Below are 25173 nucleotides of genomic sequence, written 5' to 3' on the forward strand. Positions count from 1 at the left end.
CGGTTTATTCCATCGCGGCTGGTATTTATTTCGCTTCAGGGGCCAGCACGCCCAGCCGCTGCTGCAGCCGCTTGCTGGTGGTGGTGTATTCCAGCAGCAGCGGCGCGCCGCTGAGGTATTCCACCGCCGCCATGGCCGCCATCGTGGCCTCGTAGAAGCCGGTAAGTATGAGGCGGCGCTTGCCCGGGTAGCTGGTGATGTCGCCCGCCGCGTAGATGCCCGCGGCGCTGGTCTGGAAGGTATCGGTGGCCACGAGCAGCTGCTTTCGGTCCAGCTGCAGCCCCCAGTCGGCCAGCGGGCCAAGCTTGGGCGACAGGCCCAGGTACACCCACAGCTGCTCGGCCGGCAGGCTGCGGACCTCGCCCTCCGGGTCCAGGTAGCGGATCGCCTGCATGCGCCCATCGGTTTCCACGCCCTGGGGCATGCCCACCACCACTTGCACCCGGCCCTGTTCGCGCAGCGCCGCCAGCTCGGCCAGCAGCGGTTCGGGCGCATTGAACTGGTCGCGCCGGTACAGCAGCGCAATGCGGCAGCCGGCCAGCAGCGGATGCCGCGCCGCGGCCACCGCCGCCTGCACCGCGGGCTCGTCGCCGCCGTGGATGGCGATGTGCCGCAGGCCCTGCTCCAGCAGCTCCTGCAGCCAGCCATCGCGCAGCGCCGGGTGGTAGTGCACCTGGCTGCCCTGCAGGCGCTCCAGCCCATCCGCGCGCAACAGCTTGGGCACGAAGGCGCCCACGCCGGCGGTGATGAAGACGGCGCGCACCACCAGCTCCACTCCAGCCCCATCGCCTTGTACCGGGCGCAGCTGCACGCGCCAGCGGCCGTGCGCCTCGGCCGCGAGCTCGGCCACCTGCATGCCGCCATGGAACAGCGGCGCGAATGGCGCGATCTGCGTCTGCAGGCGCTGCACCAACTCCTGCCCGGTGCAGACCGGTATGCCGGGAATGTCGTAGATGGGCTTGTGCGGATACAGCTCGGCGCACTGCCCGCCCAGCACCGGCAAGGCGTCCACCAGATGCGCCCGCAGGCCCTGCAGACCGAGCTGGAACACCTGAAACAGCCCCACCGGCCCGGCGCCGATGACCAGGGCGTCAATACCGGTGTCGATGTCGGTGCCGGTGTCGGAATTAGGGCTTGCGGGCTTGTCTGTGCTGGAGGTCATGGCCCGATGGTAGTGCAGCCGCCATCGCCCCAAAACCGTTGCGTGATCGCGGCCTTGCCGAGGCGCCGGATGTCAGTCCACCAGCCCCACATACACATGCTGCACATCGTCGTTGGCATCGATCGCGGCCAGGAAGTTCTGCACTTCCTCCAGGGCCTCGGCACCCAGGCTGGCGGCGCTGACCGGGTTCTTGGCCTTGTAGCCGAGCTTGGCGGACAGCACCGTGACGCCCTGCGCCGGCAGCGCCTTGCCGACCATGTCCAGGTCGGCCGGGTCGGTGATGAACAGGGTCACGCCGTCTTCGTCGCCGGGCTCGAAGTCTTGCGCGCCGGCTTCGATCGCGGCCAGCTCCATGTCGGCATCGGCGCTGGCGGCTTCGCCCTCGATCATGCCGACATGGTCGAAGTCCCAGGCCACCGCGCTCATCTGGCCCTTGCGGAACAGCACCCGCATCTCGGGCGCGGTGCGGTTCAGGTTGTCGGTCAGGCATTCCACCATCACCGGCACGCGGTGGGGTGCATAGCCTTCGTAGATCGCCACGTCGTAGTTGACGGGCTCGCCGGTCAGGCCCGCGCCTTTCTTGATGGCGCGCTCCAGCGTGTCCTTGGGCATCGAGGCCTTGCGCGCCTGCTCCACCGCCAGGCGCAGGCGCGAGTTGCCGGCCGGGTCGGGGCCGCCGCGCGCGGCCACGATGATTTCCTTGACCAGCTTGCCGAACAGCTTGCCCTTGGCATCGGCGACCTGCGCCTTGCCCTTTGCTTTCCATTGCGCACCCATGGTGGATTTCCGCTTTCTGAGATCAGTTGGCGCGGCGCGGCCACAACGGCCCGCCGCAGGCATGCATTATGGCGCGGCGGGCTGTGGCACCCCACACACCGAACACGAGTTCGGAAACACGCTAGACTGTCAATGTTCCTACACCTTGTACTTCCTTGAGGGAGAACAACATGCGAGCCGTCAACATCCGCCAACTCAAGACCAACCCCAGCACGGCACTGGCTGCCGCGCGGGCAGACGACATGGTAGTGGTGATGAACCGAGATCATCCACAGGCATTGCTGATCGATCTGGAGCGATTGGGCGTTCCCGACCTGCCCGCGGTGCGGGTAGCGCTGGCGCTGGCCCTGTTCCGCGGCGGTGCGGTGTCGGCGGGCTTCGCCGCGCGGGTGGCGGGCAAGCCGCTGGCGGAAATGCTGACGCTGCTGGCCAGCCAGGGATTGGCGCTCACGGGCGAAAGCCAGGCCAACGCCGATGAAGCCCGCGCCGACATGCATCGCGGGCGCGACTGGCTGGCAAGCGGGCGCAGGGAGTGAGCCGCCGCGTCGTCATCGCCGATGCCGGGCCGCTGATCGCGCTGGCGCGCATCGATGCGCTGGGCCTGCTGCCTGGGTTGTTCGGCCATGTATGCATCACAACCACCGTGCGCGACGAGATCCTGCCCACTACCGCCGCCTTTCCCGACACTGACCTGCTGGCGCGTACCCTGCAAGAGGGCTGGATCGAAGTGGTGGAGCAGCCGCAAGGCCATTGGAAGCCGCTGAACCCCGGCATCGATCCCGGCGAGGCCAGCGCCATCCACACTGCTTGCGTCTGGCGCGACGCGGGAGACTCGGTGCTGCTGGTGATGGATGACCGCGCCGGGCGGATGGAAGCCAAGGCCCATGGCATCCCGTTGATCGGCACGGCGGCCGTGATCGGGCTGGCCCGGGCCGAGGGGCTGATCGCAGCAGCCCGCCCCTTGCTGGAGCGGTTGGCGCAATCAGGCTACTACCTCGGCCAGCCGGTCATCGACGCCGTGTTGGCCGCTACGGGCGAATGACAGCGGCTATTCTTTTTGCATTCCTTCCGCGCCCCAGCCGCCACCCAGCGCCTTGTACAGCGCGATGCGGTTGACCTGCTCCGTCTGCAGCAGCGTGATCTGCGTCTGCTGCGCGCTGTACAGGCTGCGCTGGGCGTCGAGCACCGCGAGGAAGTCATCCGCACCGGCCCGGTAGCGTGCCTGCGACAGCGCCAGCACCTTGCCCGCGGCTTCGACCTGGCCGGCCTGGGCCTGTAGCCGGCGCTGCAGCGTGGCGCGGTCGGCCAGTGCGTCGCTGACCTCGCGGAAGGCGGTCTGGACGGCTTTTTCGTACTGGGCCAGCGCCGCGTCGCGGCTGGCCTGGGCCACGCCCAGGCTGGCCTGGTTGCGGCCCGCATCGAAGATCGGCAGGCGCAGCTGCGGCAGGAAGCTCCAGGTGCCGTTGCCGCTGCCGAACAGGCCATCGAGCTGGTTGCTGGCCGTGCCCAGGTTGGCGGTGAGGCTGATGGTGGGGAAGAACGCGGCCCGCGCGGCGCCGATGTTGGCATAGCTGGCCTGCAGGCCGCGCTCGGCCGCCGCCACATCGGGCCGCTGCAGCAGCACGCTGGATGGCAGGCCACCGGGCACGGGCGTGAGCGCGGTTGCGCCGGTGAGCGCGGCCGCGGGCTGCATGCCGGGCACCGCGCCGCCTTGCAGCGCCTGCACCGAGAAGGCCGGCTGGGGTGCGGCCGGCAGGTATTGCCCCGGCACCGGCGCGCCCAGCAGCAGCTGCAGCGCGTTGCGGTCGCGCGCCACCTGGGTTTCATAGTTGGCGACGTCGCCGCGCGCGGTCTCCAGCGTGGTCTGGTTCTGCGCCAGCACCAGGCCGTTGGCGGCGCCCAGCGCATGCATGCGTTCAGCCAGCTGGTAGCTGTGCTCGCGCGCGGCCAGGGTGTCGCGGGCCAGCTGCAGGCGCTGCTGGTCGGCGGCCAGCGCCAGCCAGGCATTGGCCACGTCGGTGACCAGGCCGAGCTGCACCACGCGGCGGCTTTCCTCGGTCTGCAGGTATTGCTGCAAGGCGGCTTCGCTGAGGTTGCGCACCCGGCCCCACAGGTCGAGCTCGTAGCTGGCCAGGCCCAGCTGCACGCTGTACTGGCTGGTGGTGTTGGCGCGCCCGGCGGTGGTCAGGTCGTCGGCGGTGCGGCTGCGGTTGGCCTGCGCGCTGGCCGCCAGCGTGGGCAGCAGGTCGGCCCGCTGCACGCCGTACTGCGCCCGCGCGCGCTCGATGTTGGCGACGGCCACGCGCAGGTCGCGGTTGCCCTGCAGCGCCAGCGCGACCAGCTGGCGCAGCGGTTCGCTCTGTACCCATTGCCGCCAGGGCAGCGGCTGCCAGTCCTGGACGGCCACAGCGCCAGGCTGCGCATCGGCCGGATCGGTGAGCGCGGCGGGAGTCGGCGCCTCGGGCCTTTGGTAGCGCGGCGCGAAGTTGCAGCCAGCCAGCAGCCCGACGGCCAGCAGGGCGGCGCATGCGGTTTGGATCTTCATCATGCGCCCTCCCCCGCGGGCAGCGCGGCGGCGCCATCCTCGTGGCGGCTGCGCGAACGGAACCAGCTGCGCACCAGCAGGAAGAACACCGGCACCAGGAAGATGCCGAGCACGGTGGAGGCCGCCATGCCGCCCAGCACCGCGGTGCCGATGGCGTTGCGCCCGGCCGCGCCGGCACCGGTGCCGATGGCCAGTGGAATCACGCCGAAGCCGAAGGCCAGCGAGGTCATCAGGATGGGCCGCAGGCGCAGGCGCACGGCCGCGACGGTGGCGTCGAACAGGCTCTGGCCGCGCTCTTGCAGCTGCACCGCGAATTCCACGATCAGGATGGCGTTCTTGGCCGCCAGGCCGACGGTGGTCAGCAGGCCGACCTGGAAGTACACGTCGTTGGTCAGGCCGCGGGTGTAGGTAGCCAGCAGCGCGCCGATCACGCCCAGCGGCACGGCCAGCATGACCGACAGCGGCACGGTCCAGCTCTCGTACAGCGCGGCCAGGCACAGGAAGACGAACAGGATCGAGATGGCGTACAGCAGCGGCGCCTGGGCGCCGGACTGGCGCTCCTGCAGCGAGGCGCCGGTCCATTCGTAGCCGATGCCGGGCGGCAGCTCGCTGAGGATGCCCTCGACGATCTGCATGGCCGTGCCCGAGCTGACGCCGGGCGCGGCGCGGCCTTCGATTTCGTAGGCGGGATTGCTGTTGTAGCGCAGCAGCTGCGGCGAGCCATAGGCCCAGTGGCTGGTCGCGAAGGCGCCGAAGGGCACCATCTCGCCCTTGTTGTTGCGCACCGTCCATTTGGCGATGTCCTGCGGCAGCATGCGGTGGGGCGCGTCGCCCTGGATGTAGACGCGCTTGACGCGGCCGCTGTTGAGGAAGTCGTTCACATAGGTACCGCCCATGGCACTGGAGAGCACGCTGTTGATGTCGGCATACGACAGGCCGAGCGCCGCCGCCTTGCGGTCGTCCACGTCGAGGTGCATCTCGGCGGCATCGTCGAGGTTGGTGGTGCGCACCGCGGTGAGCTGGGGATTGGCGCGCATGGCATCCAGCACCCGGTTGGTCGCGGCCAGCAGGGCCGAGTGGCCCAGGCCGGTCATGTCCTTGATCATGAAGTTGAAGCCCGAGCTCGAACCTAGGCCGCGCACCGCCGGCGGCATGATGATGATGACGCGCGCGTCGCGGATGCGCGCCAGCTCCTTGTTGGCCTTGAACGCGATGGACGCGGCCGACTGCGCGGCCAGCGGCCGCTCGCTCCAGGGCTTGAGGCGGATAAAGCCGCGCGCCGAGCTTTGGTCGCCGTTGAGGCCCGAGACCTGGTTGAAGCTGATCACGTCGGGCTGCGCCAGCAGGTATTCGCGCACTTCGTCAAGCACGTCCTGCAGGCGCACGTCGGCGGCGCCGGCGGGCAGGTTCACGTTCACGTAGAGAAAGCCCTGGTCCTCGTCGGGCAGGAAGGAGGTCGGCAGGCGGTGCATCACGATCCAGATGCCGGCGAGCACCGCCAGGAAGATCAGCATCATGCGCTTGGCGCGGCGCAGGCTGTAGGCCACCGTGCCCTGGTAGCGCGCGGCGGTGGCGTCGAAACTGCGGTTGAACCAGCGGAAGAATCGGTCGCTCAGACCCGGCAGCCCCGGGCGAATGGCGCGTTCGTGGTGGGCGTCTTCCTTGGGCGCCTTGAGGATGGTGGCGCACAGCGCGGGCGTGAGCGTGAGCGCCACGAACACCGACAGCGCCATCGCCGCGACGATGGTGATGGAGAACTGGCGGTAGATCACGCCGGTGGAGCCGCCAAAGAAGGCCATCGGCACGAACACCGCGGACAGGGTCACGCCGATGCCCACCAGCGCCGGCGTGATCTCGCGCATCGACTCCTTGGTGGCCTCCTTGGCCGACTTGCCGCTTTCATGCATCACCCGCTCGACGTTCTCCACCACCACGATGGCGTCGTCCACCAGCAGGCCGATGGCCAGCACCATGGCGAACATGGTCAGCGTATTGATCGAGTAGCCGGCCGCCGACAGCACGCCGAAGGTGCCCAGCAGCACCACCGGCACCGCGATGGCCGGAATCAGCGTGGCGCGCAGGTTCTGCAGGAAGACGAACATCACCACCACCACCAGCAGCATGGCCTCGCCCAGCGCGGTGGCCACCTCGTGGATCGAGGCGCGCACGAAGGGCGTGGAATCCGAGCTGACGAAGTATTCGATGCCGTTGGGAAAGAACGGCTTCATCTCGGCCAGCTTGGCGGCCACCGCGTCGGACACCGCCATCGCGTTCGCGCCGTCGGCCAAGATGATGCCCATGCCGGCGCCGCGCATGCCGTTGAGCTTGGCCTGGATCGACTGGTTCTCGGCGCCCAGCTCCACCCGGGCCACATCCTTGATGGTGACCACCGAGCCGTCCTGCGCCGCCTTGAGCACGATGTCCTCGAACTCGGGCACCGTCTTGAGCTTGGTGCGGGCGGTGATCGTGGCGTTGAGCTGCTGGCCCTTGACCGCCGGCAGCGCCCCGAGCTGCCCGGCCGAGACCTGGGCGTTCTGCGCGTTCAGCGCGTTCGCGATGTCCGACGGCATCAGCCCGTATTTCTCCATCTTGGCCGGGTCCATCCAGATGCGCATCGCATAGAAGGTGCCGAACACGTTGATGTCGCCCACGCCCTCGATGCGGCCGATCACGTCGACCAGGTTGCTGTTGATGTAGTCGCCGATGTCCACCTCGGTGATGGAGGGGTCCTTGGAATAGAAGCTGTAGGTGACCAGGAAGTCCTGGCCGCCCTTGTTGATGAACACGCCCCGGCTCTTGACTGCGTCGGGCAGGCGGTTGAGCGCGCCCTGGATCTTGTTTTGCACCTGCACCTGGGCCACGTCGACGCTGGTGCCCGGCGCGAAGGTGAGCGTGATGCGCGATTGGCCCGAGGCATTGCTGGTCGAGCTCATGTAGAGCATGTTGTCGATGCCCTTGATCTGCTGCTCGATGATCTGCGTGACCGAGTTCTCCACCGTCTCGGCCGAGGCGCCGGTGTACTGCGAGCCGATCGTCACCCGCGGCGGCGCGATATCGGGGTACTGCTCCAGCGGCAGCTTGAAGATCGACAGGGCGCCGCCCAGCATGATGACGATCGCGATCACCCACGCGAAGATCGGGCGCTGAATGAAAAACTGTGCCATGCCGCCCCCGTTACTCGGCGGCAGTCGCCGCGGGCGGCTTGCCGGGGGTGCGCGGCTTGTCGGCCTTGGCCTGCAGGTCCACCGGGTGGGGCTGTACCTTGTCGCCTTCCTTGACGCGCTGGAAGCCCTCGGCCACCACGCGCTCGCCCTCTTTGAGCCCGCTGTCCACCAGCCACTGGCTGCCCACCGCGCGGTCCAGCTCCACCGGGCGCTTTTGCACCACGTCGTTGGCATCGACCACCAGCACACTGGGGCGGCCGGTCAGGTCGCGGACCACCGACTGCTGCGGCAGCAGCAGTGCGTCGGGAGCCACCGCCGTGGGCAGCAGCGCCTGCACGTACATATTGGGCATCAGCACGCCGTCGGGGTTGGGCACCTTGGCGCGCAGGGTGACGGTGCCGGTGGTGGCATTGACGATCACGCCCGAGAACTGCAGCCTGCCGGCATGCGGGTACTCGGTGCCGTCATCCAGCCGGATGCGCACCGGGATCTGGTTGCCGTCCACCTTCTGGAAGCGCCCGTCCTGCAGGTCGCGCTGCAGCTGCAGCACCTCGGTGCTTGACTGGGTGAAGTCCACATACATCGGATCGAGCTGCACCACGGTGGTCAGCGGCGTGGCCTGGTTGGCCGTCACCAGCGCGCCCGGCGTCACTGCGGACAGGCTCACCCGCCCGGCGATCGGCGCGGCGATGCGCGTGTAGTCGAGGTTGATGCGGGCGTTTTGCAGCGCGGCCTCGGCCACCTGCACATCGGCCGCGGCCTGGGCCGCGACCGCCTGGCTGTCGTCATGCACCTGGCGGCTGACCGCGTCGATCTTCAGCAGCTCGGCATTGCGCGCCGCCGTGCTGCGCGCGGCCTGGGCCACGGTCTTGGCGCGGTTCAATGCCGCCTGCGCGCTGTTCAGCGCCGCCTGCGCCGGCCGGGGGTCCAGCTGGTACAGGGCCTGGCCTGCCTTGACCTGCGCACCCTCGTTGAACAAGCGCTGCTGCACGATGCCATTGGCCTGGGGGCGGATCTCCGCGCTCAGGAACGCGGCGGTGCGGCCCGGCAGCACCGAGTTCAGCGCCTGGCGCGTGGGCTGCATCGTCACCACGCCCACCTCCACCGCCTTGGCGGCGGCCTGCGGCTTGGCCGCCTGCTTGTCGCCGCAGCCGGGCAAGATCAGCGCCGCTGCCACTATTGCTCCTGCCGCCGCCCTCGACTGCCAGGCCCGCCGCCTTGCGGTGGTTGCCGGCTTCACCCCGGGTATGGGGCTGGCGGCCGAAGACAAGGTGGCGCGGGTGGTGGCAAAGACATCCATCGTGGCAAGGATCCAGGAGGTTTCAGGTTGCAGGCAAAGGGGCTATTCTGCCGGGAAAACTTTAAAATCTGACGCGATCCGAGGTAAAAGTTCCCTGACGGGCGCCCCGGTTGGCTGCTGTTCACAATCAGGCCGGGCGCACCGGGTGCCGCACGCGCAGCACGCTGAACACGCCGGATGCCAGCGCAAAGACCGCGGCCACCGCCATCGCTATATGCGCGCCGCTGCCCTGCTGCAAGGGCCAGAGCGAGAAGATGATGGCCACCAGCACCGCGCCCAGCGACTGCCCAGTCAGGCGCGCGGTGCCCAGCATGCCGCTGGCGGCGCCCGAACGCGCCAGCGGCGCCGAGGTGACGATGGTATGGTTGTTCGGCGTCTGGAACAGGCCAAAGCCCAGCCCCGCCAGCAGCATGCGCCAGCCTATGTCGGCATCGCTGGGCTGGGCCGGCAGCAGTGCCAGCGCCGCCAGCCCGCAGGCCAGCATGGCCATGCCTATGCCGCCGAGCAGCCCGCCCTGGAAGCGCCCCACCAGCCGCCCCGCCAGCGGCGCGATCAGCACGATCGCCACCGACCACAGCGTCATCAGCAAGCCCGCCTCGAGGTGGCTGCGGCCCAGCGCGTCGAGCAGAATGAAGGGCAGCGCCACGAACGACACCATCTGCGCCGAGAAAGCGCAGATCGAAGCCCCCATGGACAGCGCGAAGATGGGAATGCGCAGCAAATCCAGCGGCAGCAGCGGCACGGCCAGCCGGCGCTGGCGCAGCACATACCACAGCCCCACGGCCAGGCCCGCCGCCAGCATGGCCCAGCCGTCGGCGCGGCTCGCCCCGCCCTGCACGCCCAGGCGCTCGGTGCCCAGCAGCACCAGCGCGAACATCGCGAAATTCAGGCACAGGTCGAGCGGATGGATCCGCTCCTGCTCGCCGCCGCGCGCCTGAAGCGGGTTGGCCGGCAGCGCCTTGCGCCCGAGCCACACGGTCAGCGCGCCCAGCGGCAGGTTGATCACGAACAGCCACTGCCAGCTGGCCACCGACAGGATCAGCGCCGCCACGCCCGGCCCGGCCACCGACGACACCGCCACCACCATCGAATTGAGCGCCATGCCCCGGCCCAGCTGGGCGCGGGGATAGATCAGGCGCACCAGTGCCGCATTCACCGCCATCACCCCGGCGGCGCCCATGCCCTGCAGCCCGCGCGCCGCCACCAGCAGCCACAGCGACTGCGCGGCCATGGCCAGCGCCGATGCCAGCGTAAAGCACACCAGCCCCAGCAGGTAGACGCGCCGGTAGCCTATGCGCTCGCCCAGCGCCGCCAGCGGCAGCAGCAGGCCCAGCGTGCCGAGCTGGTAGGCATTGACCACCCAGATCGATTCGGAGGGCTGCACCTGCAGCTCCTTGGCGATGCTGGGCAAGGCCAGGTTGACGATGCTGCCGTCGAGCACCGCGACCATCAGCCCGAGCACGATCACCAGCATCGCGTACATGCGCGCGGGCTGGGGCAGCCCGTCCTGGGGCAGGCCGCCCTGCGCCGGGGCCTCGGCCGCCGCCATCACCGCCCGCATGCCGCGCCCTCCACGCTGCCAGCTTGCCCGCCACGCAGCATCTTCAGGTGCGGTATGCCGTCCTCCAGATAAGGCTCGGACACCACCGCGAAGCCGCAGCCCTCGTAGAAGGCGCGCAGGTGCGCCTGCGCGCCTATGCGTATCGCCGCGCCGGGCCACAGGCGCTGCAGCCCGGCGATGCCATGGCGCATCAGCTCCCAGCCGGCGCCGGTGCCGCGCGCGGTGCGCGCCACCACCACCCGGCCGATCGACGGCTCGTCGCAGTGCAGGCCCGGCGGCAGCACCCGGCAATAGGCCTGCAGCCGGCCGGCCGCGTCGCGGCCCAGCAGGTGCCATGCGGCCTGGTCATGACCGTCGGGGTCCTGGAAGGCCACCTGCTCGACGATGAAGGCCTGGCAGCGCAAGGCCAGCGCATCGTACAGGTCGTGCAGGCTGAGCGCATCGAAGTGGTGGAACGACCAGTTCAACCGGTCGGGAGCATCGCAGGGGCGGCACATGGGAGGGGAAGCTGGGAGTCGTTCGTCAGTCGGTGGGCAAGGCACGCTTGGCCGCCTGCAGTGCCCGCACGGTGTCCGGCATCACGTACTTGAAGGTGGCGGTGGCATGGCAGCACAGCTTGCCGTCGCCGTCAAAAAGATGGCCTTCGGTGAAGGCCATGCTCTTGGTGCGGTGCAGCAGGCGGCCCTTGGCCACCAGCGGCCCCTTGGCGGCGGCCATGAAGCTGGTCTTCATCTCGATGGTGACCGCGCCGCTGCCGGCAATCGCGCTGCGCGCCGCATGCGCCATGGTCACGTCCAGCAGCGTCATCGAGGCGCCGCCATGGGTGACATCGAACGAATTGAGGTGCTCGGGACGGGCGCTGTAATGCATTTCGGCTTCGCCGTTTTCCCAGCGGTGCAAGCTGAATCCCAGGTGCGAGACAAAGGGAATCTCTACTTCTAAAGGCAGCACAGACAATCTTTCCAGGAGCCAAAACCAGACCGCCGAGCATAAAGGGAATGCGCTTGGCCCGCTGTCTCGCCCGCTCCCGGCCCAGCGGAGCCCGTGGTTTATGGCGCCATCACCCGGCAGGCGAGCCGCGCCAGCGGCAGCTGCACCATGCGCTCCATGCGCGGCGGCAGCTCCAGCGGCTTGAGCAGCATGCGGATCGACTGGTCGGCCGGCAGCCGGGTGCTGACCAGCCGGTACACCCGCTCGGCCACCGCGGCAAAACTGCCCGGGCCCTGCGCGAACAGGCTGCCCCGGTGCGCCCAGACATGGCGCAGCGCAACGTCGGAATCGCTATCGCGCAGCTCCTTGAGCCGGCTGTACAAGGCCCCGGCCACCTGCGTGCGCCCCACCGGCGCTTGCTGCTGCAGCTGCCGGAAATACTGGAGGAAGTGCTTGTAGTGGCCCACCTCGTCGTTGCGGATACGGCCCAGCAGTTCGCACAAGACGGGCTCGCGGCTCAGCCCGCGCAGCGTCTGGTAGTAGGCGGTGGTGCCGGTTTCTACCACGCAGCGGGCCACCATTTCGAGGCGGCAATCCGGGTACAGCTCTTCCATGGTGCACAGCTGCGAGTATTCGGCGAAGAAGCTGTCGTAGGCCGCCCGCCACGGAAACTGCGGCCACACCGCCTCGACATAGCGGCGCAGGGCGGCGCCGTGCTGCAGCTCCTCGGCCTCCCAGTGCTGCCGCAGCCAGGCGCTGATCTCGGGATAGCCGGCATAGTGCTCGGCCAGGTTGGCCGCGTAGGTGTCCGAGCCGGTCTCGATGAACGAGGCGCTCATCAGCAGGTAAAACAGATCCTCGTCGTGCGCTATCGCCTCGTGCTCGATGGCGTCCCAGTCCAGGTCGGCCAGACTCCAATGGCGGTGCTGCGGCGGCGGGGTGCTGCCGGCGCTTGCAAGTGGATGGCTGTACATCTTCAGGAGTCCGGGCACGGTTTTGCCGTCACCGGACTGTCATCAACATCCGGCCGATCTTGCGCCTGCCGGCCGGCCCGCAATGTAAGCCTATGTCGCCAGTCGCCCCCGGCCGGGGTTTGATTTGCAAGCGCCTGTTCACGGGCCCGAGCGGCGATAATCCACCCCAGTCATGATCACGCTCAAGAACATCACGCTGCGCCGCAGCAGCAAAATCCTGCTGGAGCAGGCCAGCATCACCATCAACCCCGGAGAAAAGGCAGGCCTGATCGGCCGCAACGGCGCGGGCAAGTCCAGCTTGTTCGCCCTGCTCAACGGCAACCTGCACGAGGACAGCGGCGACTTCGCCATGCCCGCGCAGTGGCGCCTGGCCCAGGTGGCCCAGAACATGCCGGAGACCGACGAATCCGCCACCCGCTTCGTGCTGGAAGGCGACACCCGCCTGGCCGAGCTGCAGCAGCGCCTGGCCGCGGCCGAGCAGGCCGGCGACGGCATGGCCATCGCCCACCTGCATGCCGACCTGGCCGACGCCGGCGCGCACGACGCCACCGCCCGCGCCCAGGCGCTCATCCTGGGCCTGGGCTTTCAGGTGCACCAATTGGAGCAGCCGGTGAACAGCTTCTCGGGCGGCTGGCGCATGCGGCTGCAGCTGGCGCGCGCGCTGATGTGCCCGAGCGACCTGCTGCTGCTCGACGAGCCCACCAACCACCTGGACCTGGACGCGCTGGTGTGGCTGGAATCCTGGCTCAAGCGCTACAGCGGCACGCTGCTGGTCATCAGCCACGACCGCGAGTTCCTCGACGCGGTGACCAGCGTCACGCTGCACATCGAGCATGCCCAGCTCACCCGCTACGGCGGCAACTACAGCAAGTTCGAGGAGCTGCGCGCCCAGCAACTGGTGCTGCAGCAGGCGGCCTACGAACGCCAGCAGGACAAGATCGCCCACCTGCAGAAGTTCATCGACCGCTTCAAGGCCAAGGCCTCCAAGGCCAAGCAGGCGCAAAGCCGGGTCAAGGCGCTGGAGCGCATGGAAAAGATCGCGCCGGTGCTCGCCAGCGCGGACTTCAGCTTCGAGTTCAAGGAGCCCGCCAACCTGCCCAACCCGATGCTGGCCATCACCGACGCCAGCTTCGGCTACCGCGCCGAAGACAACGGCGAAACCACCATCCTCACCCACGTCAACCGCTCGGTGCTGGCGGGCCAGCGCATCGGCATTCTGGGCGCCAATGGCCAAGGCAAGTCCACGCTGGTCAAGACCATCGCGCGCCAGATGGCCCAGCTGTCCGGCAAGGTGACCGAGGGCAAGGGCCTGAACATCGGCTACTTCGCGCAGCAGGAGCTCGATGTGCTGCGCCCCGATGATTCGCCGCTGGCCCACATGATCCGCCTGGCCAAAGAGCTGGGTGCCGAATCCAAGGAGCCCAGCCGCGAGCAGGACCTGCGCAACTACCTCGGCAGCTTCAACTTCAGCGGCGACATGGTGGCCCAGGCGGTGGGCACCATGAGCGGCGGCGAAAAAGCCCGCCTGGTGCTGGCCATGATCGTCTGGCAGCGCCCTAACCTGCTGCTGCTCGACGAGCCCACCAACCACCTCGACCTGGCCACCCGCGAGGCGCTGGCCATGGCGCTCAACAGTTTCGACGGCACCGTCATGCTGGTGAGCCACGACCGCGCGCTGCTGCGCGCCGTGTGCGACGACTTCTGGCTCGTGGGCCGCGGCAAGGTCGAACCCTTCGACGGCGACCTCGACGACTACCAGCGCTACCTGCTCGAAGAAGCCCGGCGCCTGCGCGAGCAGGCCAAGCTGGATTTCGACAGAAGCTCAGGCCAGGCGCCCGATGCGCAGGCGCCGGCGGCTGCCAGGGCGGAAGCCGCCGTCGATCCGCGCGAGCAGCGCCGCCTGGCCGCCCAGGCCCGCCAGCAGCTGGCCGAGAAGACCAGGCCCTTCAAAAAGGAGCTCGACCAGATCGACCTGCGCCTGCCCCGGCTGAACACCGAGCGCGAGGCACTGGAGGCCAAGCTCGCCACCCCAGGCCTGGCCGGCAGCGAGATCGCCGAGGCCGGCCGCCAGCTCAAGGTGGTGAACGACGAGATCGAGCAGCTCGAAGAACGCTGGCTGGAGCTGTCGGAGCAGATCGAGGCCTTGCAGCAGGCGGCATAGCACCCGCGGGCACGGGAACAGCCGGCAACGAAGGGGGCGTAGTCGCCCCCTTCGCACATCTGGCGCCTGCCCGGCGCACCTCCCCCAGCACGAAAAATAGCACTCTGCCTACCCGTGGAAATACCATAAATACACTGAAAATATTTTCTTAATATATTTAAAACCGATCTCAACGGACGCCATCCGCCATCGGCCCGCCACCCACCCTCACAAGGAATCCTCCATGAGCCAACTCCCCCGCTGGCAAGGCATCTTCCCGGCCATCACCACCAAGTTTCACCCCGACGAGCGCATCGATGCCGAAGGCACGGCCCGCCACATCGACTTCCAGATCCGCAACGGCATCCATGGCCTGGTCACCTGCGGCTCGCTGGGCGAGGCCAGCACGCTGACGCTGGAAGAAAAGCTGGAGGTGGCCCGGATCGCGCTCGATGCCGCAGGTGGCCGCGTTCCGGTGCTGGCCAATGTCTCGGAAACCAGCACACGCGAGGCACTGCGCTACATCGATGGCGCCAACCAGCTCGGCGTGGCCGGCTTCATGGTCATGCCTTCGGTGATCTACGTTGCCGATGCGCGCGAGGCCATGGCCAACGTCCGCGCCATGGCCAATGCGGCGCAAAAGCCGGTCATGGTCTACAACAACCCGGTCGCCTACCGGGTGGACCTGAAGCCCGAGCACATGCTGGCGCTGGCCGACTGCGGCTGGATCACCGCCATCAAGGAAAGCAGCGGCGACATTCGCCGCATCACCGACCTGCGCAACACCGTGGGCGATCGCTACCAGCTGTTCTGCGGCGTGGACGACCTGGCCTACGAGGCCCTGGCCCTGGGGGCCGACGGCTTGCTCGCCGGCGTGGGCTGCGCCTTCCCGCGCGAGACCGTGGCGCTGTACGAGCTGATGCAGGCCAAGCGCTTCGACGAAGCGCTCAAGCTCTACCAGTGGATGACGCCGATGCTGCACCTCGACGTGTCGAACAAGCTCGTGCAGAACCTCAAGCTGATCGACGCCCTGGTGGGCGTGGGCAGCGAGCACATGCGCCTGCCGCGCATGCCGGTGATCGGCGAGGAGCGCGAGTTCATCACCGCCGTGGTCAGCCAGGCCCTCGCCACCCGCCCCGCCCAGTACCGCTCGGTCGACTGAACTCCTACCGAAACCCGGCCATGCAAAGCACAACCGACAAGCAAGCAGCAAGCCGCCATGGCTGGGCCCGCGGCCTGCAGCGCGCCTCATCCGGCATCCTGAGCTTGGAGCGCAAGGCGCTGATGCTGCTGATGGGGGGCGTGACCCTGCTGATCCTGCTCAATGTGGTCACGCGCTACAGCGGCATCCCCATCTACTGGGTGGACGAGGCGGCCGTGTACCTGGTGGTGTGGCTGAGCTTCGTGGGCGCATCCGCCATGACGCGGCTGCGCCTGGACTTCGCCGTCACGCTGCTCACCGACATGCTCGGCGCGCGCGCCGCGCGCCAGGTGAAGGCCGCTGCCACGGCCGGCGTGCTGCTCTTCGGCCTGGCCATGATCGCCCTGTGCTGGATCTGGCTTGACCCAATGGGTATCGCCAGGCACGGCTTCGACGCCAAGGCCTACGCGCAAGAGAGCTTCAACTTCCTCTACACCGAGCGCACGCAGACGCTGAACTGGCCCATCTGGGCGGTGCAACTGGTGATTCCGCTGTTCAGCCTGAGCTTCACCGTGCATGCGCTGGCCAACCTGGTCGAGGACATGGGCCTGGCGCCCCGCGCCGCCATCGAAGGCTTCGAGCTCGGCAACGCCGAGGAAACCGTCAACTGAAGCACGGGTATTTCCGCCATGATCACCAGCCTTTTCTTTCTCGCCGTGATGTTTCTCGGCGTCCCCATCGGCGTGTGCCTGTGCCTGTCCGGCATGGTGTACATCCTCGACAGCAATGCCCCGGTGCTGTTCGAGTCCTTCGCGCCGCAGATGTTCGGCGGCGTCGACAGCTACGGCCTCATCGCCATTCCGCTGTTCATCCTGATCGGCGAGATCATGGGCAGCGGCGGCATCACGCGCCGCCTGGTCGACATGGCCATGGCCTTTGTCGGATCGGTGCGCGGCGGCCTGGCCTACGTCAACATCCTCGCCAACATGATGGTGTCGTCCATCATCGGCTCGGCCACGGCCCAGGTGGCCATCATGAGCAAGATCATGGTGCCCGAGATGGTCAAGCAAGGCTATGACAAGACCTTTGCCGCCGGTGTCACCGTCTATGGCGGCATGCTGGGGCCGATCATCCCGCCATCGGTGATGTTCGTGGTCTATGCGGTGCTGGCCCAGGTCGCCGTGGGCGACATGCTTACCGCGGGCATCCTGCCCGGCATCGTGCTCACGCTGCTGTTCTTCGTGGTGATTGCCGCCATGGGCATGATCTACAACTACCCGCGCAGCGAAAAACGCAGCCTGCGCCAGCGGGCCCGCACCGCCGTCGCCGCATCGCCCACGCTGCTCATCCCCATCGTGATCGTGGGCTCCATCCTGGGCGGCTTCGCGAACGCCACCGAGGCGGCCGCGGTGGGCGCGGTTGCCGCGGCCCTGGTGGGGCGGTACATCACGCGCGAATTCCGCTACGCCATGATCCCCGCGATCTTGCTGCGCTCGGCCATCTACTCCGCCATCGTGCTGTTCCTGGTGGCGGCCGCCGCCGTGTTCTCGTGGCTGCTGATCTACGGCAAGGTGCCGCAGGCGGCAGCCGCATGGATACAGACGGTGGCCAAGGACCCGGTGAGCTTCCTGCTGATCACCAACGTGATCCTGCTGGTGATCGGCACCGTGATCGACGGCATCCCCGGCCTCATCATGACCGTGCCCATCCTGCTGCCGATCGCCACCGAGGTCTACCACATCGACCCGCGCCACTTCGGCGTGGTGGTGGTGGTGAACCTGGTGCTGGGCCTCATGTCTCCGCCGGTGGGCCTGTCGTTCTTCGTGGCCGCCGCCGTCACCGGCGCCAAGCCGGGCAAGATGTTCATGGTCACCATGCCCTTCTTCCTGATCTGCTGCGCCGCGCTGGTGTTGCTGTCGCTGTTTCCCAGCCTCTCCCTCGGTCTCTTGAAATGACCGCCCACTCCCTCCGAAAGGCATCCGCCATGAACCTGACCCGCCGCCATTTCGTCCAGGCCAGCGCCGCGCTCGCCGCCCCCGCATTCATCGGCCAGGCCCGCGCCCAGGCCAAGGAATTCCGCCTGGGGCTGATCACCCCGGGCGGCCATTCGTGGAACCGCACGGCCGTGGCCTTCGCCGAATCGCTCAAGAAGGAAAGCAACGGCCGGCTTTCGGCCGCGGTCTTCCACTCGGGCCAGCTCGGCAACGAGGCGGCGATGATGCAGCAGATGCAGACCGGCGCGCTCGACATGGGCTGGATCCAGGCGGCCGAGCTCGGCTCGCGCGTGCCCAGCGTCGCCGCCATCAATGCGCCCTACCTCGTGCGCTCCACCACCGCCGTGGCCCAGCTGGTGCGCCACGACGCGGCGCTGAAGCTGCTGGACGCACTGCCCAGGGAAACCGGCACCATTGGCCTGGGCTGGGGCATCACCGGCATGCGCGTGGTGTTCTCCACCAGGGACATCACCGGGGTGAAGGACATCAAGGGCATGAAGCTGCGCATCAACCCCACCCCGGTGTACCGCGACTTCTACCAGCAGCTGGGAGCGGCGCCCACCCCCATTCCCACGCCGCAGGTATTCGACGCCATGGCCAACGGCCAGGTGGACGGGCTGGAGGCCGATATCGAGTTCTCGTGGAACCAGCGCTTCGACAAGGTAGCCAAGGCCATGCTGCAGATGAACGCGCTCTTCATGCCGTTCGCGCCGCTGGTCTCGGGCCGCGTTTGGCAGAAGCTGGACGCCAAGGACAAGGAGCTGATCCGCGGCCTGGTGCGCCAGTCGCTCGATGCGCAGATCCAGGAGATCGTCGCCACCGAGCTTGGGCTGATCGAGAAATTCAGGGCCGCGCCCTTCCCCATCCGCACCGAGCCCCATCTCGACGTGGCGGCCCTGGCACGCGACTTCGACAAGATCTGGCTGCCCAAGGCCCCCCAGATAGCCGAGTTGCGCAAGGTTGGGGCATCATTGTGAGCGCGGGGCGCTGGCGACATGGATGATCGCAGGCTGCTTCGCAGCTGCCGAGCACGATTACTACATGACCCAGCCCCCTATCCCACCCGCGCGCGCAGCCAAGATGCGCGCAGCCGACCTGGCCTACAACGCCATCGAGGCCATGATCTCCACCCTGCAACTCGAACCGGGCAGCCCGGTGGTCGAGGCCGAGCTGGCCGAGCAGATCCAGCTGGGCCGCACCCCCGTGCGGGAAGCCCTGCTGCGCATGGTATCCATCGGCCTGATCGAGCAGCAGCCCCGCCGCGGGTTGCTGGTATCCAGTATCGACCTGGCCGACCACCTGGACGTGATCCAGACACGGCGGGTGCTTGAACAGCTGATCGCCCAATGCTCGGCCCGGCGGGCCACGTCGGCACAGCGCAAGGACATCGTGCTGCGCGCCGAGAAGATGGTCCAGGCCGCCGAGCGCGGCAAGCTGGACGCCTACATGGCGGCGGACCATGAGCTGGACCTGGTCAACCACGCCGCCTGCCAAAATGCCTCGGCCGTGACGGCGGTCACGCCGCTCATCGTGCAATGCCGCCGCTTCTGGTATGCCTACCAGCACGAAGGCGACATCGCCGAGGCCGCCCGCGCCCACAAGGCGCTGGCCCAGGCCATCGCCACCGGAGACGAAGGCGCCGCGGCCAGCGGTGCGGCCCAGCTCATGGACTACCTGGAGCAGTTCGCGCGCAAGGTCATCGACCGCTGAAGCCCTTGGCACCGCACAAGCCGCCGCCAGCTACGGCTGTGCTGCGCGGTACAGCACGCGCACCAGGTCCGACTGGGTGATGATGCCCGCCAGCCGCCCGTCCTCCTCCACGATGGGGATGTGGTGGTGCCCGCCTTCGCTGAACAACGGCACCAGCTCGGCCACGCGCTGGTCGGTACGGGCGGTACGCACCTCGCGGGTCATGATCTGGCTCACGCGCCGCGTGGGGCCCGCACCCGCCAGCAGGGTGCGCAGGCGCCGGCCCAGGCCCGGCGCGGGAGCGTCGGGCTGCGCATGGCGCATGAAGTCGGCCTGAGTGATGATGCCCACCACATGCTGCCGCTCATCCACCACCGGCAGCGCCTTCACGCGGCGCTGGCGCATGGTGGCCCAGGCATCGGCCAGCGAGGTGTCGACCCGCGCCGTCACCGGCTCCACCGACATCACGCCCTGGCAGCGAAGCTCACTCCACTGGCGCTGCCAGGCGGCCAGTTCCGCCGCTTGCAGCAGGGCCTCGAGATCGTCGCGCGGCACGTCGAGCACCTGGTTGTAGTGGGCCAGGGCGGCATCGAAATCCGCCGCGGTGAAGTGCGATGAGCGCGGCAGCGCTGCCTGCTGCGCATGGGGATAGCGCCGCCCCGTGAGGTGGTTGTAGGCAATGCCCACCAGCGCCATCAATAAGGCATTCGCGAGCACGGGAAAGAGCACGAAGCGCGGCTCCACCGCATGGCTGAGCACAGCAAACAGCGCCGTGGCGCCGCCCGGCGGATGCAGGCAGCGCAGCGCAAACATGGCCGCAATCGCCAGGCCCACGGCCGCCGCGCCCGCCCAGGCCAGGTCCGGAATCCATGCCGCGCAGATCACGCCGACCAGCGCCGCCACGCCGTGGCTGGCGACCACCGCCCAGGGCTGCGCCAGCGGGCTGGCGGGCAGTGCGTAGATCAGCACCGCCGAAGCCCCCATGGGGGCGATCAGCCAGGCGGCCAAGCCGTTGTCCAATGCGAAGGCGCGGCATACCAGCGCCGTCAACCCAATACCCAGGACAGCGCCCAGTGACGCACGCAGCTGCTCGCGCCCATTGACGCGCATGCGCGCCGGCCGCAACGCCAGCCAGAACGCTTTCAGGTGATCGTTGACGCTCATTGCCATTGTTCGGTAAATGCAGATATGTGGGCAACCTGGAACACCTCCTTGAGCGAACGCAGCTCAAGCCGGTGCAGCGCCGCGAGGCGCAGCAGCCGCGCCTCGCCCTCGGCGCTCAGGCGCACCAGCACCTGGCGCTTGTCAGCCGTGCCGCTTTCGCGGCTCACCAGCCCCAGCGCCTCGCAGCGCGCCACCAGCGTCAGCGCCCCGTGCGGCTGCATCTGCAGGCGCTCGGCCAGTTCGCCCACGGTGGCCCAGTCGCGCCCCGGGTAGCCCTTGACGTGCAGCAGCAGCTGGTACTGCTGCGGCGTCAGGCCCTCGGCATGCGCAGCTGCTTCGCTGAAGCGCAGAAAGCGGCGCAGCTGGTAGCGGAATTCGGACAAAGCCTCTAATTCGGCCTTGGTGGCGGCTTTGGCGGCAGTTTTGGTCATGTGAAAAGCATCATATTATGATGTAATTCGGGTATGAATTTTCCCGCCCCAACTGCCGCGCGCGACTACGCGGCCGATTCCCGCCTTGCCATGCTCGCATTGCTCGCCGTGCCCATTGGCGCCCTGGGCGTGGCTGCCGCCTGGCTGCTGCTCACGCTGATCCGTTTTTTCACCAACCTGTTCTTCTTCCAGACGCTTTCCATCGCGCCCACCTCGCCGGCCGACAACCACCTGGGGCTGGCGGTGATCCTGGTGCCGGTCGTGGGCGCGCTGATCGTGGGGCTCATGGCGCGCTTCGGCTCGGACAAGATCCGGGGCCACGGCATCCCGGAGGCCATCGAGGCCATCCTGTTCGGCAAGAGCCTGATGTCGCCGAAGGTGGCGGTGCTCAAACCCCTGTCGTCGGGCATCGTGATCGGCTCGGGCGGGCCGTTCGGCGCCGAGGGGCCGATCATCATGACGGGCGGGGCCATAGGCTCGCTGCTCGCGCAGCTGTTGCACCTGTCGGCATCGGAGCGCAAGACGCTGCTGGTGTGCGGCGCCACTGCCGGGATGACCGCCGTGTTCGGCACGCCCGTGGCCGCCGTGCTGCTGGCGGTGGAGCTGCTGCTGTTCGAGCTGCGTCCGCGCAGCCTGCTGCCCGTGGCGCTGGCCTGCGCCACCGCGGGCTTTCTGCGCTCGCTGGCGCTGGAGTCGGGGCGGCTCTTTCCGCTGCACACCGCACCCGCGGGCCTGGCCGCACTGGGGTCTTGCGTGCTGGCCGGGCTGCTGGCGGCGCTGTTGGCCGCCGGCCTGTCGCGCGCGCTGTATGCGGTGGAAGACGGGTTTCACCGCCTGCCCATCCACTGGATGTGGTGGCCCGCGCTGGGTGCGGTAGCCATCGGCATCGGCGGCTGGCTGCAGCCGCGCGCGCTGGGCGTGGGCTATGACGTGATCGGCGACCTGCTGAATGGCCGCCTGCTGATCGGCGCGGCGCTGGCGCTGCTGGCTGCCAAGGCTGTGATGTGGGTGCTGGCGCTGGGCTCGGGCACCTCGGGCGGCGTGCTCGCACCGGTGCTGATGATGGGGGCAGGCCTGGGCACGGTGCTGGCGCCGTGGCTGCCAGGCGGCAGCCCGGGCCTGTGGCCGTTGGTGTGCATGGCGGCGGTGCTGGCGGGTGTGCTGGGCGCACCGCTCACCGCCGCCGTGTTCGCCTTCGGGCTGACGGGCGATGGCGATGCGCTCCTGCCGCTGCTGTTGGCCTGCGCGGTGTCGCACGGGCTCACGGTGCTGCTGATGGACCGCTCCATCATGACCGAGCGCCTGTCGCGCCGCGGCCGCCATGTGTACCGCGAATATGGTGTCGATCCGCTGGAGCGCACCCCCGTCGAGGCGGTGATGACGCGCAGCGTGCAGACCATTCCCGCCGACGCGCCGCTGGCGCAGGTGGTGCGCGAATGGTTCGGCCCCGCGCAAAAGCACCGCGCCTTCGCGGTGGTGGATGCGCAAGGCATCTGCCTGGGGATGCTCGACCGCGAACGGCTGAACGACATGGACGGCGACACCCGGGTGGCCGGCGACTTGCTGCGCGACGCCCCCGGCCCCTTCGCCCTGCCCCACCATACCTGCCGCGCGCTGTCGCAGCAAATGGCCACCTGGGGATTGGAGCGCCTGCCCGTGGTGGACGGCGCCCAGACGCGGCGGCTGGTGGGCATCGTGAGCCGCAGCGACCTGGTGAAAGTGGCCCAGGCCGTGCACGACGAGGAGGAGGTGCGCGAGCGCGTGATGCGCTGGCGCGCCACGCGCTGATAGGCCACCGGCGAAGAACTTGCCTACGGCATCACCGGCGCGACGTAGGCCAGCGTCTGCCCCAGGAACCACAGCAGGAACAGCACCACCGGAATGTGCACCACCAGCTGCACGAAGGTGAAGCCGATCAGGTCGCGCGCCTTCAGGCCCAGCACGCCCAGCAGCGGCAGCATGTAGAACGGGTTGATCAGGTTGGGCAGCGCCTCTGCCGCGTTGTAGATCTGCACCGCCCAGCCCAGGTGGTAGTGCAGGTCGTTGGCCACCTGCATCACGTACGGCGCCTCGATGATCCACTTGCCGCCGCCCGACGGGATGAAAAAGCCCAGGATCGCCGAGTACACGCCCATCAATAGCGCATAGGTGTCGTGCGACGCGATCTGCGTGAAGAAGGTGGAGATGTAGTGCGCGATCGTATGGCCGTCGGCGCCCTTGACCTCGGTCATCAGCGCGGCGATGGAGCCATACAGCGGAAACTGGATCAACACCCCGGTGGTGGTGGGTACGGCGCGTGCCACCGCATCCAGGAAGCTGCGCGGGCGCCAGTGCAGCAAGGCGCCCACCATCAGGAAGATCAGGTTGTAGGTGTTCAACCCCGAAATCGCCTGGATCGCCGGCTTGCTGGAGAACTCCTGCACCATCCAGCCGGCGGCCAGCAGCACCAGGAAGATGATCAGGATGGGGCTGTACTCCAGCCACTCGCCCGGGCGCGTGGGCCGAGGCGTTTCCTTCAGCTCGGCGGAAATGTCCACCTGGCAGCTGGCGGCATCGCGCGCGCTGGCCTTGCCGGGCGCGGTCACGTAGGCGATCACCAGCGAGATCAGCACCAGCACCAGCAGCATCACGCCCGACTGCCACAGGAAGATGGTGTCGGTGAACGGGATCACGCCGGTGATCGCCAGCAGCGAAGGCGGCAGGCTGGCCGGATTGGCCTGCAGCTGCGCGGCCGACGACGACAGGCCCAGCGCCCACACGGCCCCCAGGCCCAGGTAGGCGGCGGCGCCGGCGGCGCGGTAATCCATCTTCAGCTCGCTGCGGCGCGCCAGCGCCTTGACCAGCAAGCCGCCGAACACCAGGCTCAGCCCCCAATTGAGCAGCGATGCCAGCATCGACACCAGCGCCACCCAGGCGACCGCCGAGCGGCCGTTGCCGGGCACCCGGGCCAGACGCTCGATCAGCCGCGACGCCGGCCGCGAACTGGCGACCACGTAGCCGCCGATCACCACGAAGGCCATCTGCATGGTGAACGGAATCAGGCTCCAGAAGCCCTTGCCGAAGGCCTGGCTGGCCTGCGCCACCGGCACGCCGATCGCCAGCGCCGCCACCACCACGATGAAGATGCCCACCACCGCGAACACCCACGAATCGGGAAACCACTTTTCGGCCCAGCTCGCGCAGCGCATCGCAAAGCGGGCGGAGCGAGTATCCTCCAAACGAACAGACATAACCACTCTCCAGAGTCAATAATAAAAACCCTGAATGGTTACGATAATTCGGGCACCAGGCACCAGCATTTGTCCTTACGTGCAACTACGTATTCACTTACGTAAGCAATAACCCGCAACACGCACGCAAGACCGAATACTGGACGGCCGCTACAGGACCATCCCGTCAAGTCAGCACTGCCACCTTCAGCCCTTGCACACGGAGGAAAGTGGCATCGCCCGTCAACAACACATGCGAAGGACCCAATTGCAGGCAGCTTGCGGCCTGCAAGGCATCAGGAGTGCGCAGGCCGTGCCGCACGCGGATGGCAGCAGCCAGCTCCACCACTTCGCGCCCAAGTTCCACCCACACCAGATCCGGCCGCGCAAAAAAAGCATCGAACAACCCCAGCGCGGCTGTGTCCCCGCCCTTCATTGGCCCGACCCGACACTCCAGCCACGACAGCCGGCTAAGCGCCACCTGGGCGCCAGGGTACGCCTGAGCCAGCCTCGCCAACTCTGCACGCGCGCGGCCCGCAAAAGGCTCCCGTCCCTGCAACAGGTAGATCAATGCACTAGCATCGAAAAAGACAATCACCAGGCGCGCTCTTCGGCCAGGGCGGCATCGATGCCTGCCTTGCTCTGCGTGCCGGCGGCGGGCTGGGCCAGCAGCCACTGCAGTGCCGTCATGCCAGGATAGGTCTGCGGCTGGCCGCCGGTAAGCCGCAGGTACTCGGCTTCGGACAGCACCACCGCCGCTGGCTTGTTGTGCTTGATGAGATGCACCGGCCCCCGCCGCAGCCCGTCCTCGATGGCGGCCATACCTCTGCGCTTGAGCTCGGCGGCGGAAAGAGTATTGTCCATGGCGGCTCCTGCTTCAGTACCGAATCCGTTAAATGGTACTGCTTCAGGTACTTTTTGCCAAACTACCGGCTAGCTACCGCGCATGGGCGCCAGACACAGTGCACGGCGCAGCCGCAACCGCATGCGAG

The 25173-nt window shown here is 68.2% G+C and carries 23 protein-coding genes; 9 read left to right on the forward strand and 14 right to left on the reverse strand.

From position 1 onward, the window contains the following. Positions 1–25: 25 nt before the first annotated feature. Together ACODRX_RS02450 and ACODRX_RS02455 are read right to left on the reverse strand one after the other, a co-directional pair. Positions 26–1162: an NAD(P)/FAD-dependent oxidoreductase gene (locus tag ACODRX_RS02450; RefSeq protein WP_488869446.1), complete on the reverse strand. Its 1137-nt coding sequence runs from the start codon at positions 1160–1162 to the stop codon at positions 26–28. A gap of 72 nt (positions 1163–1234) precedes the next feature. Then, complete coding sequence (locus ACODRX_RS02455) at positions 1235–1939, reverse strand: YebC/PmpR family DNA-binding transcriptional regulator (protein WP_488869447.1); 705 nt, start codon at positions 1937–1939, stop codon at positions 1235–1237. Between the two features lie 170 nt (positions 1940–2109). Here ACODRX_RS02455 and ACODRX_RS02460 point away from each other — a divergent pair, with 170 nt between their 5' ends. Then, positions 2110–2475 carry a hypothetical protein gene (locus tag ACODRX_RS02460; protein WP_488869448.1) on the forward strand — a complete coding sequence of 122 codons (366 nt, stop codon included), beginning with the start codon at positions 2110–2112 and terminating at the stop codon, positions 2473–2475. Then, entirely contained in the window at positions 2472–2981 is a 510-nt protein-coding gene (locus tag ACODRX_RS02465) for a PIN domain-containing protein (RefSeq protein ID WP_488869449.1), read from the forward strand. The genes ACODRX_RS02460 and ACODRX_RS02465 overlap by 4 nt, the downstream gene beginning before the upstream one ends. A gap of 6 nt (positions 2982–2987) precedes the next feature. Here ACODRX_RS02465 and ACODRX_RS02470 read toward each other — a convergent pair whose 3' ends face one another. The 7 genes from ACODRX_RS02470 to ACODRX_RS02500 all read right to left on the reverse strand — a co-directional run bounded on the left by ACODRX_RS02470 (position 2988) and on the right by ACODRX_RS02500 (position 12413). Then, positions 2988–4484 carry an efflux transporter outer membrane subunit gene (locus tag ACODRX_RS02470; protein WP_488869507.1) on the reverse strand — a complete coding sequence of 499 codons (1497 nt, stop codon included), beginning with the start codon at positions 4482–4484 and terminating at the stop codon, positions 2988–2990. Then, positions 4484–7648 carry an efflux RND transporter permease subunit gene (locus ACODRX_RS02475; RefSeq protein ID WP_488869450.1) on the reverse strand — a complete coding sequence of 1055 codons (3165 nt, stop codon included), beginning with the start codon at positions 7646–7648 and terminating at the stop codon, positions 4484–4486. The genes ACODRX_RS02470 and ACODRX_RS02475 overlap by 1 nt, the downstream gene beginning before the upstream one ends. A gap of 10 nt (positions 7649–7658) precedes the next feature. Then, on the reverse strand, positions 7659–8948 hold the full coding sequence (locus tag ACODRX_RS02480) for an efflux RND transporter periplasmic adaptor subunit (protein WP_488869451.1): 1290 nt from the start codon (positions 8946–8948) through the stop codon (positions 7659–7661). Positions 8949–9075: 127 nt separating this feature from the next. Next, positions 9076–10509: an MFS transporter gene (locus tag ACODRX_RS02485; RefSeq protein WP_488869452.1), complete on the reverse strand. Its 1434-nt coding sequence runs from the start codon at positions 10507–10509 to the stop codon at positions 9076–9078. Further along, on the reverse strand, positions 10497–11006 hold the full coding sequence (locus ACODRX_RS02490; protein ID WP_488869453.1) for a GNAT family N-acetyltransferase: 510 nt from the start codon (positions 11004–11006) through the stop codon (positions 10497–10499). The genes ACODRX_RS02485 and ACODRX_RS02490 overlap by 13 nt, the downstream gene beginning before the upstream one ends. 25 nt (positions 11007–11031) lie before the next feature. Next, positions 11032–11460, reverse strand: a complete 429-nt coding sequence (locus ACODRX_RS02495; protein WP_488869454.1) for a PaaI family thioesterase — start codon at positions 11458–11460, stop codon at positions 11032–11034. A 98-nt stretch (positions 11461–11558) separates the two neighbouring features. After that, on the reverse strand, positions 11559–12413 hold the full coding sequence (locus ACODRX_RS02500) for a ferritin-like domain-containing protein (protein WP_488869508.1): 855 nt from the start codon (positions 12411–12413) through the stop codon (positions 11559–11561). Between the two features lie 172 nt (positions 12414–12585). On the opposite strand from ACODRX_RS02500, the gene ACODRX_RS02505 reads away from it, so the two are divergent. From ACODRX_RS02505 to ACODRX_RS02530, 6 genes are all read left to right on the forward strand, one after another. After that, the gene (locus ACODRX_RS02505; protein WP_488869455.1) at positions 12586–14574 is read left to right on the forward strand and encodes an ABC-F family ATP-binding cassette domain-containing protein; all 1989 of its coding nucleotides are present in this window, start codon (positions 12586–12588) and stop codon (positions 14572–14574) included. A gap of 223 nt (positions 14575–14797) precedes the next feature. Beyond that, positions 14798–15715, forward strand: a complete 918-nt coding sequence (locus ACODRX_RS02510; protein ID WP_488869456.1) for a dihydrodipicolinate synthase family protein — start codon at positions 14798–14800, stop codon at positions 15713–15715. A 20-nt stretch (positions 15716–15735) separates the two neighbouring features. Beyond that, complete coding sequence (locus tag ACODRX_RS02515; RefSeq protein ID WP_488869457.1) at positions 15736–16365, forward strand: TRAP transporter small permease; 630 nt, start codon at positions 15736–15738, stop codon at positions 16363–16365. An 18-nt stretch (positions 16366–16383) separates the two neighbouring features. Beyond that, positions 16384–17649: a TRAP transporter large permease gene (locus ACODRX_RS02520; RefSeq protein ID WP_488869458.1), complete on the forward strand. Its 1266-nt coding sequence runs from the start codon at positions 16384–16386 to the stop codon at positions 17647–17649. A 29-nt stretch (positions 17650–17678) separates the two neighbouring features. After that, a complete protein-coding gene (locus tag ACODRX_RS02525) occupies positions 17679–18665 on the forward strand; it encodes a TRAP transporter substrate-binding protein (protein WP_488869459.1) in 987 nt (328 codons plus the stop codon). 64 nt (positions 18666–18729) lie between these two features. Further along, on the forward strand, positions 18730–19398 hold the full coding sequence (locus ACODRX_RS02530; protein WP_488869460.1) for a GntR family transcriptional regulator: 669 nt from the start codon (positions 18730–18732) through the stop codon (positions 19396–19398). A gap of 30 nt (positions 19399–19428) precedes the next feature. Here the strand turns inward: ACODRX_RS02530 and ACODRX_RS02535 are convergent, their stop codons facing one another. Together ACODRX_RS02535 and ACODRX_RS02540 are read right to left on the reverse strand one after the other, a co-directional pair. Next, the gene (locus ACODRX_RS02535) at positions 19429–20541 is read right to left on the reverse strand and encodes an HPP family protein (RefSeq protein ID WP_488869461.1); all 1113 of its coding nucleotides are present in this window, start codon (positions 20539–20541) and stop codon (positions 19429–19431) included. Then, positions 20538–20972 (reverse strand): MarR family winged helix-turn-helix transcriptional regulator, encoded by a 435-nt coding sequence (locus ACODRX_RS02540; RefSeq protein ID WP_488869462.1) that lies wholly within the window; start codon positions 20970–20972, stop codon positions 20538–20540. The genes ACODRX_RS02535 and ACODRX_RS02540 overlap by 4 nt, the downstream gene beginning before the upstream one ends. 33 nt (positions 20973–21005) lie before the next feature. Between ACODRX_RS02540 and ACODRX_RS02545 the strand changes: the two genes are divergently transcribed. After that, positions 21006–22760 carry a chloride channel protein gene (locus ACODRX_RS02545; RefSeq protein WP_488869463.1) on the forward strand — a complete coding sequence of 585 codons (1755 nt, stop codon included), beginning with the start codon at positions 21006–21008 and terminating at the stop codon, positions 22758–22760. 23 nt (positions 22761–22783) lie between these two features. On the opposite strand, the gene ACODRX_RS02550 is transcribed toward ACODRX_RS02545, so the two are convergent. The 3 genes from ACODRX_RS02550 to ACODRX_RS02560 all read right to left on the reverse strand — a co-directional run bounded on the left by ACODRX_RS02550 (position 22784) and on the right by ACODRX_RS02560 (position 25045). Beyond that, positions 22784–24202 carry a short-chain fatty acid transporter gene (locus ACODRX_RS02550; RefSeq protein WP_488869464.1) on the reverse strand — a complete coding sequence of 473 codons (1419 nt, stop codon included), beginning with the start codon at positions 24200–24202 and terminating at the stop codon, positions 22784–22786. A 166-nt stretch (positions 24203–24368) separates the two neighbouring features. Next, a complete protein-coding gene (locus ACODRX_RS02555) occupies positions 24369–24779 on the reverse strand; it encodes a type II toxin-antitoxin system VapC family toxin (protein ID WP_488869465.1) in 411 nt (136 codons plus the stop codon). After that, positions 24776–25045 carry a hypothetical protein gene (locus ACODRX_RS02560; protein ID WP_488869466.1) on the reverse strand — a complete coding sequence of 90 codons (270 nt, stop codon included), beginning with the start codon at positions 25043–25045 and terminating at the stop codon, positions 24776–24778. Before ACODRX_RS02560 ends, ACODRX_RS02555 begins: the two co-directional genes overlap by 4 nt. Positions 25046–25173: the final 128 nt, after the last annotated feature.

The sequence above is a fragment of the Comamonas sp. FG99 genome (assembly GCF_057808605.1).

Coding starts and splice junctions, on each gene's coding strand:
- ACODRX_RS02450 (WP_488869446.1), bottom strand. CDS start 1,162: ATGACCTCCAGCACAGACAAGCCCGCAAGCCCTAATTCCGACACCGGC.
- ACODRX_RS02455 (WP_488869447.1), bottom strand. CDS start 1,939: ATGGGTGCGCAATGGAAAGCAAAGGGCAAGGCGCAGGTCGCCGATGCC.
- ACODRX_RS02460 (WP_488869448.1), top strand. CDS start 2,110: ATGCGAGCCGTCAACATCCGCCAACTCAAGACCAACCCCAGCACGGCA.
- ACODRX_RS02470 (WP_488869507.1), bottom strand. CDS start 4,484: ATGAAGATCCAAACCGCATGCGCCGCCCTGCTGGCCGTCGGGCTGCTG.
- ACODRX_RS02475 (WP_488869450.1), bottom strand. CDS start 7,648: ATGGCACAGTTTTTCATTCAGCGCCCGATCTTCGCGTGGGTGATCGCG.
- ACODRX_RS02480 (WP_488869451.1), bottom strand. CDS start 8,948: ATGGATGTCTTTGCCACCACCCGCGCCACCTTGTCTTCGGCCGCCAGC.
- ACODRX_RS02485 (WP_488869452.1), bottom strand. CDS start 10,509: ATGCGGGCGGTGATGGCGGCGGCCGAGGCCCCGGCGCAGGGCGGCCTG.
- ACODRX_RS02490 (WP_488869453.1), bottom strand. CDS start 11,006: ATGTGCCGCCCCTGCGATGCTCCCGACCGGTTGAACTGGTCGTTCCAC.
- ACODRX_RS02500 (WP_488869508.1), bottom strand. CDS start 12,413: ATGTACAGCCATCCACTTGCAAGCGCCGGCAGCACCCCGCCGCCGCAG.
- ACODRX_RS02505 (WP_488869455.1), top strand. CDS start 12,586: ATGATCACGCTCAAGAACATCACGCTGCGCCGCAGCAGCAAAATCCTG.
- ACODRX_RS02510 (WP_488869456.1), top strand. CDS start 14,798: ATGAGCCAACTCCCCCGCTGGCAAGGCATCTTCCCGGCCATCACCACC.
- ACODRX_RS02515 (WP_488869457.1), top strand. CDS start 15,736: ATGCAAAGCACAACCGACAAGCAAGCAGCAAGCCGCCATGGCTGGGCC.
- ACODRX_RS02520 (WP_488869458.1), top strand. CDS start 16,384: ATGATCACCAGCCTTTTCTTTCTCGCCGTGATGTTTCTCGGCGTCCCC.
- ACODRX_RS02525 (WP_488869459.1), top strand. CDS start 17,679: ATGAACCTGACCCGCCGCCATTTCGTCCAGGCCAGCGCCGCGCTCGCC.
- ACODRX_RS02530 (WP_488869460.1), top strand. CDS start 18,730: ATGACCCAGCCCCCTATCCCACCCGCGCGCGCAGCCAAGATGCGCGCA.
- ACODRX_RS02535 (WP_488869461.1), bottom strand. CDS start 20,541: ATGAGCGTCAACGATCACCTGAAAGCGTTCTGGCTGGCGTTGCGGCCG.
- ACODRX_RS02540 (WP_488869462.1), bottom strand. CDS start 20,972: ATGACCAAAACTGCCGCCAAAGCCGCCACCAAGGCCGAATTAGAGGCT.
- ACODRX_RS02545 (WP_488869463.1), top strand. CDS start 21,006: ATGAATTTTCCCGCCCCAACTGCCGCGCGCGACTACGCGGCCGATTCC.
- ACODRX_RS02550 (WP_488869464.1), bottom strand. CDS start 24,202: ATGTCTGTTCGTTTGGAGGATACTCGCTCCGCCCGCTTTGCGATGCGC.
- ACODRX_RS02560 (WP_488869466.1), bottom strand. CDS start 25,045: ATGGACAATACTCTTTCCGCCGCCGAGCTCAAGCGCAGAGGTATGGCC.